The organism is Selenomonas sp., from assembly GCF_057272215.1.
Genome location: NZ_DBHIUY010000010.1, coordinates 24,659 through 38,904 on the forward strand (window position 1 = coordinate 24,659; position 14,246 = coordinate 38,904).

The window sequence follows — 14,246 nt, forward strand, 5'->3', positions numbered from 1 at the left end:
CGAAATTACGCCTATATCTTTACAAAAAAATAAAGTTAGGCTATAATATAAATAACTTCTCCCCCAGGCCTCTGGCATCCTAATTGGATGATATGCACACTTGGGGGCGTTTTGTTTTATGGAGGAAACAATAGTGGCAGAAAAAGTTTTCAAACGTATCGAAGAACAGATCGTCTTGCTGGCGTCACGCGGTCTTACAATAGAAAACGATACTACAACAAAAGAATTTCTACTGCACAACAATTACTATCGCATCAGCGGATATTCTCTTACCCTGCGAAAACACGACCAATTCTACCCGTCCGCAACGATGCAGAACATCATGGATATCTATAATTTTGACCATGAATTACGCCATCTCCTACTGGAATACCTCGAAATCATTGAAGTTAAAATGAAATCCATCTATGCCTATAAACTTGCAAAAGCGTATGGTTCCATCTCTTATCAGAATCCGACGTTATTCTCCAATCCCACAAAGCACGCAGAAATCCTCGCTAAAGCAGAGCGACAACGACAATCCCGATTGCCTCACGAAGCCTATCTGAAACATTTCGATGCCCTCGGAGAATGCGTTCCTATTTGGGCTTATGTCGATCTCCTAACGATCGCTGATATTTCCTTTTTATACGCAATTTCCGTTCCCTCCCTGAAAAAATCAATTGCCGACGCCTTCAACCTCCACCCAACAAAAGGAAGCGATTTATTGCGAAGATTCATGCACAGCATGACGATTATTCGCAATCTGTGTGCACATGGAAGTAGACTATACAATCGCATTTTTCAGCAAAAACCCAGCCTTAGTAAAGCAGAATTAACCTTCCTTCGCAAAGACGCAAACGGTACACTAGATAACGCCCATTTATACGGCTTCCTGTTCATTATGAGGCGTATGCTCACCACAGCAGATTTTAACGATTTAAAGCAAAAGCTCATCGCATTGTCAGAACGCTTTCCTTTCGTCGAAATGCACTATTATGGTTTCCGGAGCGACTGGAAAAAATGCCTATAAAGAAGAAAAATCCTTGCTTCTTGGACGGCTCAGCAGCGGTCAACGCCTGCCAATCACGCTGCGCCTTCGGCTTGCGCTCTCGGGGCGTTTTCACATACGACCTTTTCGCCAATCAGCTGCGCTCTTCGAGCTTGCTTCTTGGAAAGGTCAGCAGTTTGTCGCGGTAGTGTTCGTATTGCTTCTTGCGTGCGGCGATCTCGGCGGAGAGATCACTTGTAAGATTGCCACATAGGGTGTCAAAGCGATCGAGGATGGAGACGATTTTTTGCTGAACGTCGAGCGGCGGGACGGGGATTTCTGTCCGTTGAATCTGATCGTTATACAACCGTGCAACCGTTCCACCTTCTGCAACTCGCCACGGAAATAATGAATAGAAATAATACAAGTAGCGATTTAACACAACCGATTCATCGTTCGCAATCCAAACAATATTGGAGTCTTGAAAATACGCGGGACTTCCATCATAAATGACAGATCGTCCGATTGTTCCCGCCGCCGATATAAGGATTTCACCTTTTCGCGGGTAGGAATATTTTGCCTTGTATTCCGCAAATAACTCTTCTGAAATGTAAGAATCCGCTGTCTTTCCGAATGTGCCAATCTTATAAAAGGGGATACCAGATTCTGTATTTGTCTGCTGCTTCAGAATTCGCTTACACATGCAAACTGTACCAATATCGCCCAAGGTTCGCCATACAACATCTTTTTGGATTCTTCGCCCAAATTTACTTATTCTTTGAGCTTGTCTGTCTGTCTGTCTGTCTGTCTGAACGATTGTATCATCCACGCGGACAAAACTCAAAAGGCTGTCGCGGTAAAAATTATACTGCTTTTTCCGCAACGTAAGCTCCGTCATTAGTTGCTCTGTCAACTCCGCTGTAAGTTCCGTAAAATTATCTAACAGTTTTACGATTTCATTTTGAATTTCTAATGGCGGGACAGGGATTTCATAGTTTTCTGTATCCACGATAGAAATTTGTGGCAACTTTCCCGTCTTTGCTTTGTTTTGAAAATACGTTGCATTTTTTTCTAGCATATAATAAACATACTTCAAAGAAGTCGCATTGTCACAACATGTATATGACCACATTTCATTTTTATGCGAAAAGGGTTTTGTATAATATTCAAATCCTATATTACCACGTGATTTCACAATAATACCTGGTTCTCTTATAACAGCCGATTTATCAATATCACTTTCTCTAACATCCGCAAAAGTATTTCCTGCCGCAAATATACGAATTTCACCATTCGGTATATGCAATTCTTTCATTTTCCCTGCGGTAATTGCCATCCCTGTATGACGAGATAAAAATTCCCCCAGCTTCTTATATTCCACCCCATTCGGGCAAAGCTCTTCCATCAACTCCCTCAGCCTGCTCATAGCGCGATGCCCTCCTCGTCCTCGATCTCAGCAATGATCTTGTCGATTTCACGCCGCAGCACTTCTTCCCTTGCGACGATCTCGCGAATCTCTGCATTGAGCGCCACGATGTCGATGACTTCGCGCGTGTCCGCCGGTTCGACGTAAGTGCTGACGGAGAGGTTGTAGTCCTCGGCGGCGATTTCCTTGCCTTGGATGCGGCGCACCGTGTGGGCAACATCTGCGCGGTCAGTATACATTTGCAAGATATGCTCGATATTTTCCTGCGTAAGCTTGTTGTTGTTCGTGACCTTGATGCATTCCTTCGAAGCGTCGATGAAGAGCGTAGTCGTGTCCGCTTTCGACTTCTTCAGCACCATGATGCAGGTCGCGATGCTCGTGCCGAAAAAGAGATTGTCTGGCAGTTGGATCACGGCATCGACGAAATTGCTGTCGATGAGATATTGGCGAATCTTCTTCTCCGCGCCGCCGCGATACATGATGCCGGGGAAACAGACGATCGCCGCCGTACCATTCGCCGCCAGCCAAGCGAGCGCGTGCAGGATAAAGGCGAAGTCGGCTTTCGACGGCGGTGCAAGCACGCCCGCAGGCGCAAAACGCGGATCATTGATGAGCAGAGGATTTTCCTTACCCACCCATCGAATCGAATACGGCGGATTGGAAACAATCGCCTCAAACGGCTCGAATGCATCATGCTGCGGGTCAATCAACGTATCGCCGCGCGCAATGTCGAAGTCATCGAAATTGATGTCATGCAGGAACATATTGATGCGGCAAAGATTGTACGTCGTGATGTTGATCTCCTGCCCGTAAAAGCCGTTTCGCACATTCTCCTTGCCGAGGATTTTGGCAAACTTCAGCAATAGAGATCCACTGCCGCAGGCGGGGTCGTACACTTTGTTCACCCGCGCCTTGCCGATGACCGTGAGGCGTGTCAGCAGTTCGGAGACTTCCTGCGGCGTATAGTATTCGCCGCCGCTCTTGCCGGCATTCGAAGCGTACATGCCCATGAGATATTCATAGGCGTCGCCAAAAGCGTCGATCGTATTGTCTCGATAGTGCCCAAGCTGCATTTCGCCGATGCCGTCGAGGAGCTTCACGAGCTTTGCATTGCGCTCCTTCACCGTCGCGCCGAGCTTGTTGCTGTTGACGTCGAGGTCTTCAAAAAGCCCCGCGAGATCGTTTTCGCTCGCCGTGCCGGTCGCCGAGGCTTCAATGTTGTGAAACACCTTTTCCAGCGTTTCGTTGAGGTTTTCATTCGTCGGCGCAGCCTTGCGCACATTGGCAAAAAGCTCGCTCGGCAGGATGAAATACCCCTGCTCCTCTACGAGATTCTCGCGCTCCGTCTCCGCCTCTTCATCGGACAGTGCGGCATAATCAAACGCCGTATCCCCCGCCTCATGCGCCTCGCGGTTGAGGTAATTCGTCAGCTTCTCCGAGATATAGCGATAAAAAGAGTGCCCAAGACATACTGCTTGAAATCCCAGCCATCCACCGAACCGCGCAGATCATTCGCAATCTGCCAAATCGCCCGATGCAGCTCTGCCCGCTCCATTTCCTTCTTGTTGTCCATCGTATCGCCTCCGCAATCAGTATCTTTTTGTACTTCGCGCTGACTCTCTCTTTGTCCTGCTCCATGCAAAGGAAATCCGACAAATCAGAACAAGCCGCTGTCATTTTCTTGTAACTTGTATGTAACTTTCAAGGCGAAAATCAGCGTATTTTCATCAATCTTACGGGCAATTTCAGCACGTCGAGATAAGCGAAAAAGCCCGCCAGTACCGGACTGACGGGCTTTTGTAACTTTCTATTCGGTTCTTGCTGCTTAACGCTTCGAGAACTGCGAGGCCTTGCGAGCCTTCTTGAGACCGTACTTGCGGCGTTCTTTCTCACGCGGATCACGCGTGACGAAACCAGCCTTCTTCAAAGCCGGACGAAGCTCTCCGTCCAGCTCCATCAGAGCGCGCGTGATGCCGTGGCGGATCGCACCTGCCTGACCCGAAGCACCGCCGCCCTTGACGTTGGCGATGACATCGTATTTATCGACGGTATCGGTGAGGTTCAGCGGCTGACGAACGATGAGTTCAAGCGTCTTGAGACCGAAATACTCTTCCATATCGCGACCATTGATCGTGACCTTGCCGTCACCGGGAACCAAACGAACGCGAGCGACCGAGGTCTTCCTGCGACCCGTGCCGTAATAGCTGACTAATGCCATAGATTAAAGCTCCTCCTTCCAGAAATCAACGGATGTCGAGCGCGAGCGCTTCGGGCTTCTGCGCTGCATGGGGGTGTTCCGAACCGGCATAGACGTTGAGTTTGCGGTACATCTGTGCGCCGAGACGATTCTTCGGCAACATGCCGCGCACCGCTTTTTCAATGACCTTTTCCGGAGCTTTCTCCATGAGCTTTCCCGCCGCCGTGAACGTCGTGCCACCCGGATATCCGGAATGACGGAAGTACATCTTGTCCGTGAGTTTCTTACCTGTAAAGACCGCCTTCTCTGCGTTGATTACGATGACGAAATCTCCTGTATCAACATGCGGTGTAAAAGTCGGCTTATTTTTGCCGCGGAGCACCTTAGCGACTTCCGCAGCCAATCGACCTACCGTCTGACCGGCAGCATCGACAACATACCACTTGCGCTCGATATTCGCTGCATTCGCCATAAATGTCGTCTTCATGCGAATCCTCCCTCAACTTATTGCAATGCATTATTTTCATAGATGATGATCCGTCGGCGCTCCGGGGCTAATGGATGCGCTTGCTACGGCTCATACAGAGATATTCTATTCAAAAAGGTATGGCTTGTCAAGCCTTATTTCTGCATTCTGCATCATACAGCAGCATAAATGCTGCTGTATGATGCAGAATGCAGTCCTTAGAAGCCGCTAAATTCAAAGGCATTTTCATAGTGACGCACGGTATACGATTCTCCCGCAGCGAGAATCTCGATGACGTCAAACCGACAGGCGCGTTCTTCAAACCCATGCTTTTGCACATACAAAAAGGCGGTGCGAAAAATGCGCTGCTGTTTCGTGCGCCCTACCGCCTGTGCAGGTGCGCCGAAGTGCGTCGAGCGGCGCGTCTTGACTTCGACGAAGATCATTTCGCCGCCTTTCTCGGCAATGATGTCGATCTCTCCAACCTTTGCACGAAACTGACGCTCCAAGATGCGGCAGCCGTGCTGTTCCAAATACCGTGCCGCCGCTTCTTCGCCCTGATCGCCGAAGTCTTTCTTCGTCATCTGGGCAACTCCACCCTTTGATTTTGATGCCGCTTGTCTATGCGATAGACATAGGCTAGAACTTCCGCCACCGTGCGATAAAGTTCCGGCGGAATCTCGCGGTCAAGTTCAAGCGCCATCAGCATGTTGACCAGCGATTTATTTTGATAGACGGGAATCGCATTTTTCTGCGCTGCCGCGAGGATATTTTCCGCGACGAAGCCACGCCCCTTCGCCACGACCTTCGGCGCCTGCCGGCGCTGCGGTTCGTAGCGCAGCGCTACAGCCCTTTTATCGGCGATGTTCTCCTGCTCTTGCACCGACAGTTCTTGATTTTCCATGTTCATATTCATCATTCTTTGCTACCCGCTACACTGACTTTGAGATCGGCAAGCTCCAATGTCATGGTGCGAAAAGATTCCTTAAATTCCGGAATATATGATTTGAACTCGTCCACAACGGACGCTTCAGAAAAGAGTACGCGCATATTGAGACTCTTTGCATCGTACACCTGGCACGTGAGCTCAACCGCTCCGATATGATCGGTCAGCACGCAGAGCCTAAGCCACGTTTCCTTGTGCATCTGCCCGTCCTCGGGCGAATATTTTTCTTCGTTGTAGACATTAGCGTAAGCGGGGAAACTCTGCTTTTCCCCTTCTCCCATATAAAGAGGCAGCATGAAGTTCAGCGAACGGTGCGTATTGCCCTTGCCATCCGTTTGAAACAGACTGCCTCCCTCCATCGACCGTTTCATCGAAGCGGCAAACTCCGCGACGTCCTTGCCCGCTCGCTTGAGTTGCTGCGCTTTCATATCCTTCACCGCCGTCATGTCGCACAACTGCATAAACGCCCAAAGACGCGGCAAATCGCCTAGATTCTTCTGCACAGCGGCTTGATTGACGGCGGCTGGAATATTGTTCTGACTGAGACGCAGGAGAAGCTGCAGCTGCTTCGCGTCCTTGTCCGGCAAGAGCTTTTGTCCGTTGTTGACAAAATCACGCAGCAAGGCAGCGTCTTTCTCTGTAAGCGGCATGTTCTTCAACATGAACGCCGCCGTGTCTTTCAAGCTCTGCATGAGCTGCGGCGTGTTTTGCATCACAGGCGTCTGCCGCGCAGACGTCTTCGCCTCGTTCGATAGATTGGTGGAAGGATTCGTCGGATTTTGCCCTTGCTGCTGCGGCTTTTCCTGCGCTGCACTTTGCGAAGCTCCATCCTGTCTCGTCGGCTGCGGATTCGCGCTCTGCGGCTCTTGGCGCGGTACTGCCGTTTCGGACGACCTGCCGTCCTGCAAAGCGCCGCGCAGCGCTTGTTCACTCGGCTGCCCCTTGCTTTCGGCGGCAGTTCCCTGCCCCGCAGACTTTTGCGGCTGCGCTTCACTCTGCCCTGGCTGTGCATTCGTCTGCGTCTTGCCTTCCGGTACGCGATTGCCCGCTGCATCTTGGGGCGCTGTTTCTGCCGCACCGTCCTCCGTGCTCAGCAACGTCCCTGCCTGTGCCCCCTTAGCGTCTTGCTGCACGGCATTTTCAGCTTTTGCAGGCTGCGGCAGCACCGCCTCTTTTCCCTGCGGCGCCGCTTCCCCCTCCGCTGTCCCTTGTGCGGCAGGCGCCCGCTCTTCCATAGGCTTTAGCGTTTGCTCTGCGGACTGCTGCTGCGCCGCCTTTGCACCGCCATCGGCATCGGCGCCGCCCTCGGGTGAGGTCTGCGCCTGCATGGTCAAAGCTGCACTCTCCTCACCGGGACGCGGCAGGAAATACTGCACGAGCGACCTTAGAAAATCAAGCGATCCCGCTTCATTCGTCGATTGCCCGCCCTGCGGCTGCTGCTGCGCCAAAAGCGCCAACGCCTGCTGCAGCGCAACAGGCAAATCATCCAAAGTCTTGGCGTCGAGCAACTGAAACGACAGCTTATTGAGCAATGCCGGTTCCAACGAACCGCCGCCCTCCTGCGCCGTCAAAAGCGACTTCAAATTCTGCAGCAAAGTCTGCATACTCTCACTGAAATCGCCAACCTGCACACCTTTTTCCGCCAATGCGCCCAACTGTGTGAGCATACGCGATAATGTACCCAACTGCTCCAAAGAGAAGCGCTGACTTTCCGTCGTACTTCCCAGCCCCTCTTCCAAGGTCGCATGTAAAGAAAACGCGCTCTCCATAACATTGCGGATCACCTTTTGCAGCTGATCCGGCAAAACCTCAACAGAGTCCTCCTGCCCTTGTGAGATTCTTCCAAGAATCGACGACAAATCCGCGATGGAGTTTCGTATCGAAACATTAGTTTCCTTTGCAAAAGGCGAGGACGAAGCCCCGTCCCCGCGTCGTATTACGGCATCTGTCGATCCCGTCGTCTGAGGCCGCTGTACGCGCTGCAAAGATCCTGCAGCATTGGCGGCATTTGCTTCCATTGCCATGAAACGAATCCTCCGTGCAAACTACACGCACAAACGTCCACTTCGTGGACATTGTGCCCCGCCCTTACAGAAACCTTGCCAATCCGTCTGCGCCTTCGGCTTGACTTCTTGGGGTTTCATGTAAATTAAATCTACGTCGCCATCGAACGAATCGGCTCAAACGTCCGTCGATGGATAGGGCAAGGACCATACTTTCGCAAAGCATCTAAGTGCTCCGCCGTGCCGTACCCCTTATGCTTCCCGAAGCCATACTGCGGGTATTCCTCATCGTATGCCAACATCAAGCGATCCCGAGCAACCTTCGCTACAATCGACGCTGCCGCGATCGACGCAGACTTCGCGTCACCGTGAACCAGTGAAAGAGACGGCATCGGCAGCTGCAGCGGTACGGCGTCAATCAATACCCGCTGCGGCTGCGGCTTTAATGCCGCGACAGCCTCACACATGCCCTGCTTCGTCGCCTGGTAAATATTTTTTTCGTCAATGATCTTCTCGGAGATGCTCACGATCTCCACAGCAACGGCGCTCTCCAAGATGGCAGAAAAAAGCTGCTCACGCGCGCTCGCAGACAACTTCTTTGAATCATTCAAATGCGGCAAAAAAAGCCCCACCGGCAAAATAGCCGCCGCAACCACGACAGGTCCAGCCAAGGGACCGCGTCCGGCTTCATCGACGCCTGCTACGAGCGTACAGCCCTTTTCCCGCGCCAAAAACTCATAACGATACAAAGCTTCCACACGAGCACGTTCCTGCGCTTCCCGCTCCCATCGACGCACCAATTTCTGCACCCCTGCGCGAGTATCCGACCGACATTGCTCTTGCAGCTTTGCCGACCATCGCCCTGCCGCATAAAGGCGCTCCAATTCTTTTATCGTCATTTCTTCCCCATCCATTAACCGCCATACGCCTCATTCGGCACATCCAAAGGCGGCGCATCCAAACTGATCTTGCCGAACTTCCCCATGCGAAACTCCGACAGAAGAATATGCTGCACCTTCTCCAAATCAATGCGCCCGCCCTTCAACAGACAACCGCGCTTGCGCCCGATCATCTCCATAAGCTCCTCCGTCGCCTCCGGCAACGCATCCTTGCACTTGAAGCGCTCCTGCAAACGCTCCGGATGATCGCGCCGCAGCGCCATAAGCAAAAGGTGCGCTACATTTTCCATATCATAAATTTCATCGTTGACCGCACCCGTAAACGCCAGCTTCAATCCGACCTCTCGATCCTCAAACTTCGGCCAAAGAATGCCCGGCGTATCGAGGAGATCGACATCCGCGCCAATGCGGATCCACTGCTTGGCACGCGTGACGCCCGGCTTGTCCGCCGTCTTTGCCTTCGCTGCACCCGCCAGACGATTGATCAACGATGACTTCCCCACGTTCGGTATGCCAAGAATCATCACGCGCGCCTTGCGTGCCGCCACGCCTTTTGCCACCAGTCGCTCCGTCCGATACCGCGCCGCTTTCTCGATGAGCGCCAAAAGTTCCCGCGTCCCCTTTCCTGTCACCGAATCGAGTGCCACCGCCGGAAGTTCATGCGCACAAAAATAATCCAGCCAGCGCTTCGTCATCTTCTCATCTGCCAAATCCCTCTTATTGAGCGCCACGATGCGCGGCTTATCCGCCACAATCTCACGCAGCATGGGATTTGCGCTCGCCGCCGGAATCCGTGCATCCAGAAGCTCGACGACGACATCAACGAGCTTCAGATTCGCCTCCACCAACTCCCGCGCCTTCTTCATGTGACCCGGATACCATTGGATGATAGGCAGGTCGTTTTTCCTGTCATTTCCCGTCATGATGTATATTCCTCTCAGACCTTGATTTTGCCAAATCCTTGCATATTTTGTATTTGCCTTGTCAGCATACACTATAGGGTACAGGTCTCTTTGCCTTTTTGCAACCCCCACCGAGAAATATTTTACACTAAGCGCAGACCGATTGGCTGGGCTTCATCTTCCCCTTGTATTGCCAATCATACCAAGCAATGCTATGCTATAGGAACCATGATATCCTCGAAAATCTTACGAAAGAGCAGGTGACGACCATGAGCCTTGACGGCTTTTCTACACAGCCGCTCGTCAAAGAGCTGCGCTATGCGCTCCTTGGCGGACGCATTGATAAAATTACACAGCCGAATAAATCTTCTGTTTTCTTGAGCATACGCCAGCCCAGCAAAAACCATCTGCTGCACATCGCAGCAAACCCACAGGCGAGCGCCGTCTTTCTCGCGGAGAGAGCGCCGGAAAATCCTGCAGAACCGCCGATCTTCTGCATGGTGCTGCGCAAGCAGCTCGAAGGCGGACGCATCGCCGACATCCGCCAACACTCGCTCGACCGCATCATCCGCTTCGATCTCGACTCTCTCGCGGCAGGCGGCAAGATCGTTACAAAGACCCTCATTGTCGAACTCATCGGCAAGTACAGCAACATCATTCTCGTGCAGGACGGCGTCGTCATCGATGCGCTTCGAAAAGTCGGCAGCACGAACAGCCGCACGCGCCTCATCCTTCCGGGCCGTGAATATGCGCCGCCGCCCGCGCAGGAAAAGCTCGATCTGCGCACCGCGAAACCCGCCGCTATCACAGAACGCCTCGCACAAGATTCGGATGCGACGCTCCACAAGGGACTTTTAAACGCCTGTCTCGGCTTTGGTCCGATAAGTGCGCGAGAGGTCATCTTTTCTGCCGGGCTGCCCGAGAAGATGCCCTGCGCCAGCTTGGACGAAAAGGACAAGGAAGCGCTGCAGTGCGCCCTCGCCGAAGTCTATGCCGCCTGCATGGAGGAAGAAGCCGCCCCCAGCCTCATCCTTGACAAGAACAACAAGGTTCTCGCGACCTCGCCCTTCCCGCTCCATTACTTCCCGGCAGAGAGCACGACGCTTTCCTTCCCCACCATCAGCGCGATGCTCGAAAAAGCCACATTTCTTGCCGGAGCCTACACACCGCCCGAAAAGGATCGCTTGACGAAATTCGTCAGGACCGAGCTGTCCCGCGCCGAAAACAAACGCAGCATCCTGCAAGAAGATCTGCGGCAGGCAGAAAACGCCGAGGACTACAAAATCTGCGGCGACAACCTCATGACGTACGCGCACCTCTACAAAGACCATGCCGACGCCTCACTGACCGTCGACAACATCTACAGTGAAACGGGCGAAAAGCTCACGCTCACGCTCGATCAAAGACTGACGCTCAGTCAGAACATGCAGGCATTCTACCACAAGTACGACAAACGCAAGCGTGCGCAAAAGCTGCTCTGCGAACAAATCGCGCTTTCTGAGGAAAATATCCGTTACCTCGCCAGCGTTGAAAGTTCCCTCGCCGCATCTTCAACAGCGTCCGAAATCGAGGAGATCAAAGATGAGCTGATTCAGAGCGGTTTTCTCAAGGAGAACATGAAAAAAAAGCGGCAGGACAAACCCTCCGCTCCCTTCCGCTTCATGACCGAGGACGGCAAAAACATCCTCGTCGGCAAGAACAACTGTCAGAACGACCGCCTGACCTTCCAGACGGCAGCGCCTGACGATCTGTGGCTGCACGCCAAGGACATCCCCGGTTCGCATGTCATCCTGCGCCTAAACGGCGACGAGCCGAGCGAAGCGAGCCTGCGTCACGCCGCCCTCCTCGCTGCCTATTTCAGCAAGGCGCAGAATTCTTCAAACGTGCCCGTAGACTACACCTATCGACGCTATGTGAAAAAGCCATCCGGCTCGCGCCCAGGCTTCGTCATCTTCACACACCAAAAGACGCTCTACGTGACGCCATCGGCAGAAGAAACAACAAAGCTGCTTCTCGAAGGACAATGACAGCCGCCCGCCTCATCCCTTACCCGTCGAGCCGAAACCGCCGATACGCGCATCCCCCTTTCCTGCTTCATCCTCGTCGACGGTGAGATACTTGTAAAAGATGCCCTGTGCAATGCGCATCCCCTTTTCCACGAGAAAATCCGCTGCGCCAAGATTCAAAATTGCCACCATGATATGCCCTTCATTCTCTGCATTATCATAGTAATCCGCGTCGATGATTCCCTGCGCGTTGACGAGCATAAGCTGATGCTTGAGCGAAATCCCCGAGCGGATGTGCAGCCCCAGATACTCGTCATCCTGCATGTACGCCTTGAGTCCCGTCGGCACGAGCGTCACCTTGCCGCACGGCAATACGCAGGCTTCCGCCGCCGCGAGATCATATCCCGCACTCGCCGCCGTCTTTCGCTGCGGCAGAACGATCCCCGCCGCCTTATACGCTTGGATGACTTCAAATCCACGCCTTCGCAACAAATTCCCCCCCAAAGCCTTTATGTCCATCACGAAAGAAGCCTTCTCCTCGCCGCGGGAGAAGGCTTTTCCTCTTATTTCTCCGTCTCGCCGACCGGCGCGAGTTTCGTTGCGGCAATCGTTGATATGGCGTGCTTGTAAACGAGATTCTGCTTGCCTGCCACTTCCAAGATCACAGTGAAATTGTCAAACCCTTTGACATATCCCTTCATCTGGAAGCCGTTGAGCAGATGGATGCTGACCGCTTTGTTTTCCTTGCGCATCTGATTGAGAAAATTATCCTGTAGGTTGAGCGGTTTAACCGGCATGGAAAGACCTCCTTATATCCGTACAAATTTTTTCAAGCAGCGCCGATTCCCCCTGCGCCGCATCATACCAATGCACATACGGCATCTTGCGAAACCATGTGATCTGGCGCTTCGCAAAGCGGCGCGTCGCCTTCTTAATCTCCGCTGCGGCAAGCGCCAAATCCATGCGCCCTGCAAGGTATGCAAGCATTTCGCGATAGCCGATGCCCTTCATCGCCGGACAGTCGTGCGGAACGCCTGCCGACAAGAGCGACCGCACCTCTTCCGTAAAACCGGCAGCCAGCATAGCATCGACACGCTCTTCGATACGCATATAAAGTTCCTGCCGTTCACGCCGAAGTCCGACGACGTAAGCATCGTAGAACAGATCTCCAAAAGTCGCTGCACGTCGCTCAGAGATATGCTCATGTCCCAAGGAAGCGACTTCCAAGGCACGCACGACGCGGCGAAAATCGTTGACATGCAGCCGCGCCGCCGCCTGCGGATCCATTTCGTGCAAAAGACCATGAACGTAGGATTTGCCCTTTTCCCGTGCCAATGCTTCCAGACGTTCCCGATATACCGCGTCGCCCGAAGTTTCGTTGAAAACGTAGCCTTCAACGAGCGCTTTGATGTAAAGCCCTGTGCCGCCCACGACGAGCGGCATTTTGCCGCGCACCGTGATGCGCCCGATCTCTTCATGTGCCAGCCGCTGAAAGTCCATCACATTAAACGACGCCGTCGGTGCGAGGATGTCGATGAAATGATGCGGCACGACGGTACGCTCATCTCTCGTCGGCTTCGCCGTGCCAATGTCGAAGCCACGATAAAAGAGCATCGAATCGCCCGAGATGATCTCTGCATCGAGCTGCTTGGCGAGTGCGAGCGAAAGCGACGTTTTGCCGACCGCCGTCGGCCCGATGAGGACGACGAGCCGCGCCTTTTTCATGCAAGCTCCAGCGACGCGCCCGGCTCCACGATATGTACGGCGGCGCGTGTCATGCCCTCCGTCACTTCCTTATACCGCTCCGCTTCCTGCGCGATGACAGGCCAAGTATTGTAGTGGATCGGCAGGACATTCTTCGTATTGAGCCACTGTGCAGCGAGCGCCGCATCTTCAAGACCCATCGTATAATTGTCGCCGATGGGCAGCACGGCATAATCGAGCGGATCCTTCTGCCCAATGAGCTTCATGTCGCTGAAAAGCGCCGTATCACCCGCGAAGTAGATGTTGACGCCGCCGATCTGTATGACATAGCCACAGGCGATGCCGCCAGCCACGCCACAGCTGTGCAGCGCCATCGTCATGCGCACCTTGCCGAACGGCAGCTTGACCGAACCGCCGATATTCATGCCGTGCGTCTTGATGTCGCCCCCCGCCTGCAAACAGAGGTCGAGGACTTCCGGTATGCCCAAAACCATAGCACCCGTGTGCTTGGCTATGGCAGGCGCATCGCCCAAGTGGTCACTGTGCGCGTGCGTCAGCAAGATGTAATCGCATTCCACCTCATCCGCTCGAATCGCAGCGAGTGGATTTCCCGTCAGAAACGGATCGGTCAACACCTTCGAAGCGCCGTCGTCCAGCAAGAAGGAAGCGTGTCCGTAGTAAGTATACCTGACCATCTTCTCCAACTCCTCTCATCGTTTATTTTTCA

General features: G+C 53.1%; 14 protein-coding genes and 1 pseudogene. 2 read left to right on the forward strand and 13 right to left on the reverse strand.

Annotated features, from left to right (window positions below; translation table 11 throughout):
- Positions 1-133 precede the first annotated feature (133 nt).
- Positions 134-1,012, forward strand: coding sequence for an Abi family protein (locus ACO5Z0_RS09375; RefSeq protein ID WP_485650085.1), 879 nt, complete (start codon positions 134-136; stop codon positions 1,010-1,012).
- A gap of 112 nt (positions 1,013-1,124) precedes the next feature.
- Here ACO5Z0_RS09375 and ACO5Z0_RS09380 read toward each other — a convergent pair whose 3' ends face one another.
- From ACO5Z0_RS09380 to ylqF, 9 genes and pseudogenes are all read right to left on the reverse strand, one after another.
- Entirely contained in the window at positions 1,125-2,396 is a 1,272-nt protein-coding gene (locus tag ACO5Z0_RS09380; protein ID WP_485650086.1) for a restriction endonuclease subunit S, read from the reverse strand.
- A pseudogene (locus tag ACO5Z0_RS09385) lies at positions 2,393-3,969 on the reverse strand (type I restriction-modification system subunit M). The gene ACO5Z0_RS09380 and the pseudogene ACO5Z0_RS09385 overlap by 4 nt, the downstream one beginning before the upstream one ends.
- Positions 3,970-4,221: 252 nt before the next feature.
- Positions 4,222-4,614: a 30S ribosomal protein S9 gene (rpsI, locus tag ACO5Z0_RS09390; RefSeq protein ID WP_006192988.1), complete on the reverse strand. Its 393-nt coding sequence runs from the start codon at positions 4,612-4,614 to the stop codon at positions 4,222-4,224.
- A gap of 25 nt (positions 4,615-4,639) precedes the next feature.
- Positions 4,640-5,080 carry a 50S ribosomal protein L13 gene (gene rplM, locus ACO5Z0_RS09395; RefSeq protein ID WP_442672782.1) on the reverse strand — a complete coding sequence of 147 codons (441 nt, stop codon included), beginning with the start codon at positions 5,078-5,080 and terminating at the stop codon, positions 4,640-4,642.
- A 197-nt stretch (positions 5,081-5,277) separates the two neighbouring features.
- A complete protein-coding gene (locus ACO5Z0_RS09400) occupies positions 5,278-5,643 on the reverse strand; it encodes a YraN family protein (protein ID WP_485650087.1) in 366 nt (121 codons plus the stop codon).
- Positions 5,640-5,978, reverse strand: coding sequence for an EscU/YscU/HrcU family type III secretion system export apparatus switch protein (locus ACO5Z0_RS09405; protein ID WP_485650088.1), 339 nt, complete (start codon positions 5,976-5,978; stop codon positions 5,640-5,642). Before ACO5Z0_RS09405 ends, ACO5Z0_RS09400 begins: the two co-directional genes overlap by 4 nt.
- Positions 5,975-8,029 (reverse strand): hypothetical protein, encoded by a 2,055-nt coding sequence (locus tag ACO5Z0_RS09410; RefSeq protein WP_485650089.1) that lies wholly within the window; start codon positions 8,027-8,029, stop codon positions 5,975-5,977. The genes ACO5Z0_RS09405 and ACO5Z0_RS09410 overlap by 4 nt, the downstream gene beginning before the upstream one ends.
- A 131-nt stretch (positions 8,030-8,160) precedes the next feature.
- Complete coding sequence (locus ACO5Z0_RS09415) at positions 8,161-8,907, reverse strand: ribonuclease HII (RefSeq protein ID WP_442676853.1); 747 nt, start codon at positions 8,905-8,907, stop codon at positions 8,161-8,163.
- A 14-nt stretch (positions 8,908-8,921) separates the two neighbouring features.
- Positions 8,922-9,830, reverse strand: a complete 909-nt coding sequence (ylqF, locus tag ACO5Z0_RS09420) for a ribosome biogenesis GTPase YlqF (protein WP_485650090.1) — start codon at positions 9,828-9,830, stop codon at positions 8,922-8,924.
- 248 nt (positions 9,831-10,078) lie between these two features.
- On the opposite strand from ylqF, the gene ACO5Z0_RS09425 reads away from it, so the two are divergent.
- Positions 10,079-11,836 (forward strand): Rqc2 family fibronectin-binding protein, encoded by a 1,758-nt coding sequence (locus ACO5Z0_RS09425; RefSeq protein WP_485650091.1) that lies wholly within the window; start codon positions 10,079-10,081, stop codon positions 11,834-11,836.
- Positions 11,837-11,848: 12 nt separating this feature from the next.
- Here the strand turns inward: ACO5Z0_RS09425 and dut are convergent, their stop codons facing one another.
- From dut to ACO5Z0_RS09445, 4 genes are all read right to left on the reverse strand, one after another.
- On the reverse strand, positions 11,849-12,304 hold the full coding sequence (gene dut, locus ACO5Z0_RS09430) for a dUTP diphosphatase (protein WP_485650092.1): 456 nt from the start codon (positions 12,302-12,304) through the stop codon (positions 11,849-11,851).
- 74 nt (positions 12,305-12,378) lie between these two features.
- Complete coding sequence (hfq, locus tag ACO5Z0_RS09435) at positions 12,379-12,612, reverse strand: RNA chaperone Hfq (protein ID WP_442673257.1); 234 nt, start codon at positions 12,610-12,612, stop codon at positions 12,379-12,381.
- Positions 12,602-13,540: a tRNA (adenosine(37)-N6)-dimethylallyltransferase MiaA gene (miaA, locus tag ACO5Z0_RS09440; RefSeq protein ID WP_485650093.1), complete on the reverse strand. Its 939-nt coding sequence runs from the start codon at positions 13,538-13,540 to the stop codon at positions 12,602-12,604. Before miaA ends, hfq begins: the two co-directional genes overlap by 11 nt.
- Positions 13,537-14,214 (reverse strand): metal-dependent hydrolase, encoded by a 678-nt coding sequence (locus tag ACO5Z0_RS09445; protein WP_485650094.1) that lies wholly within the window; start codon positions 14,212-14,214, stop codon positions 13,537-13,539. Before ACO5Z0_RS09445 ends, miaA begins: the two co-directional genes overlap by 4 nt.
- Between the last annotated feature and the right edge of the window lie 32 nt (positions 14,215-14,246).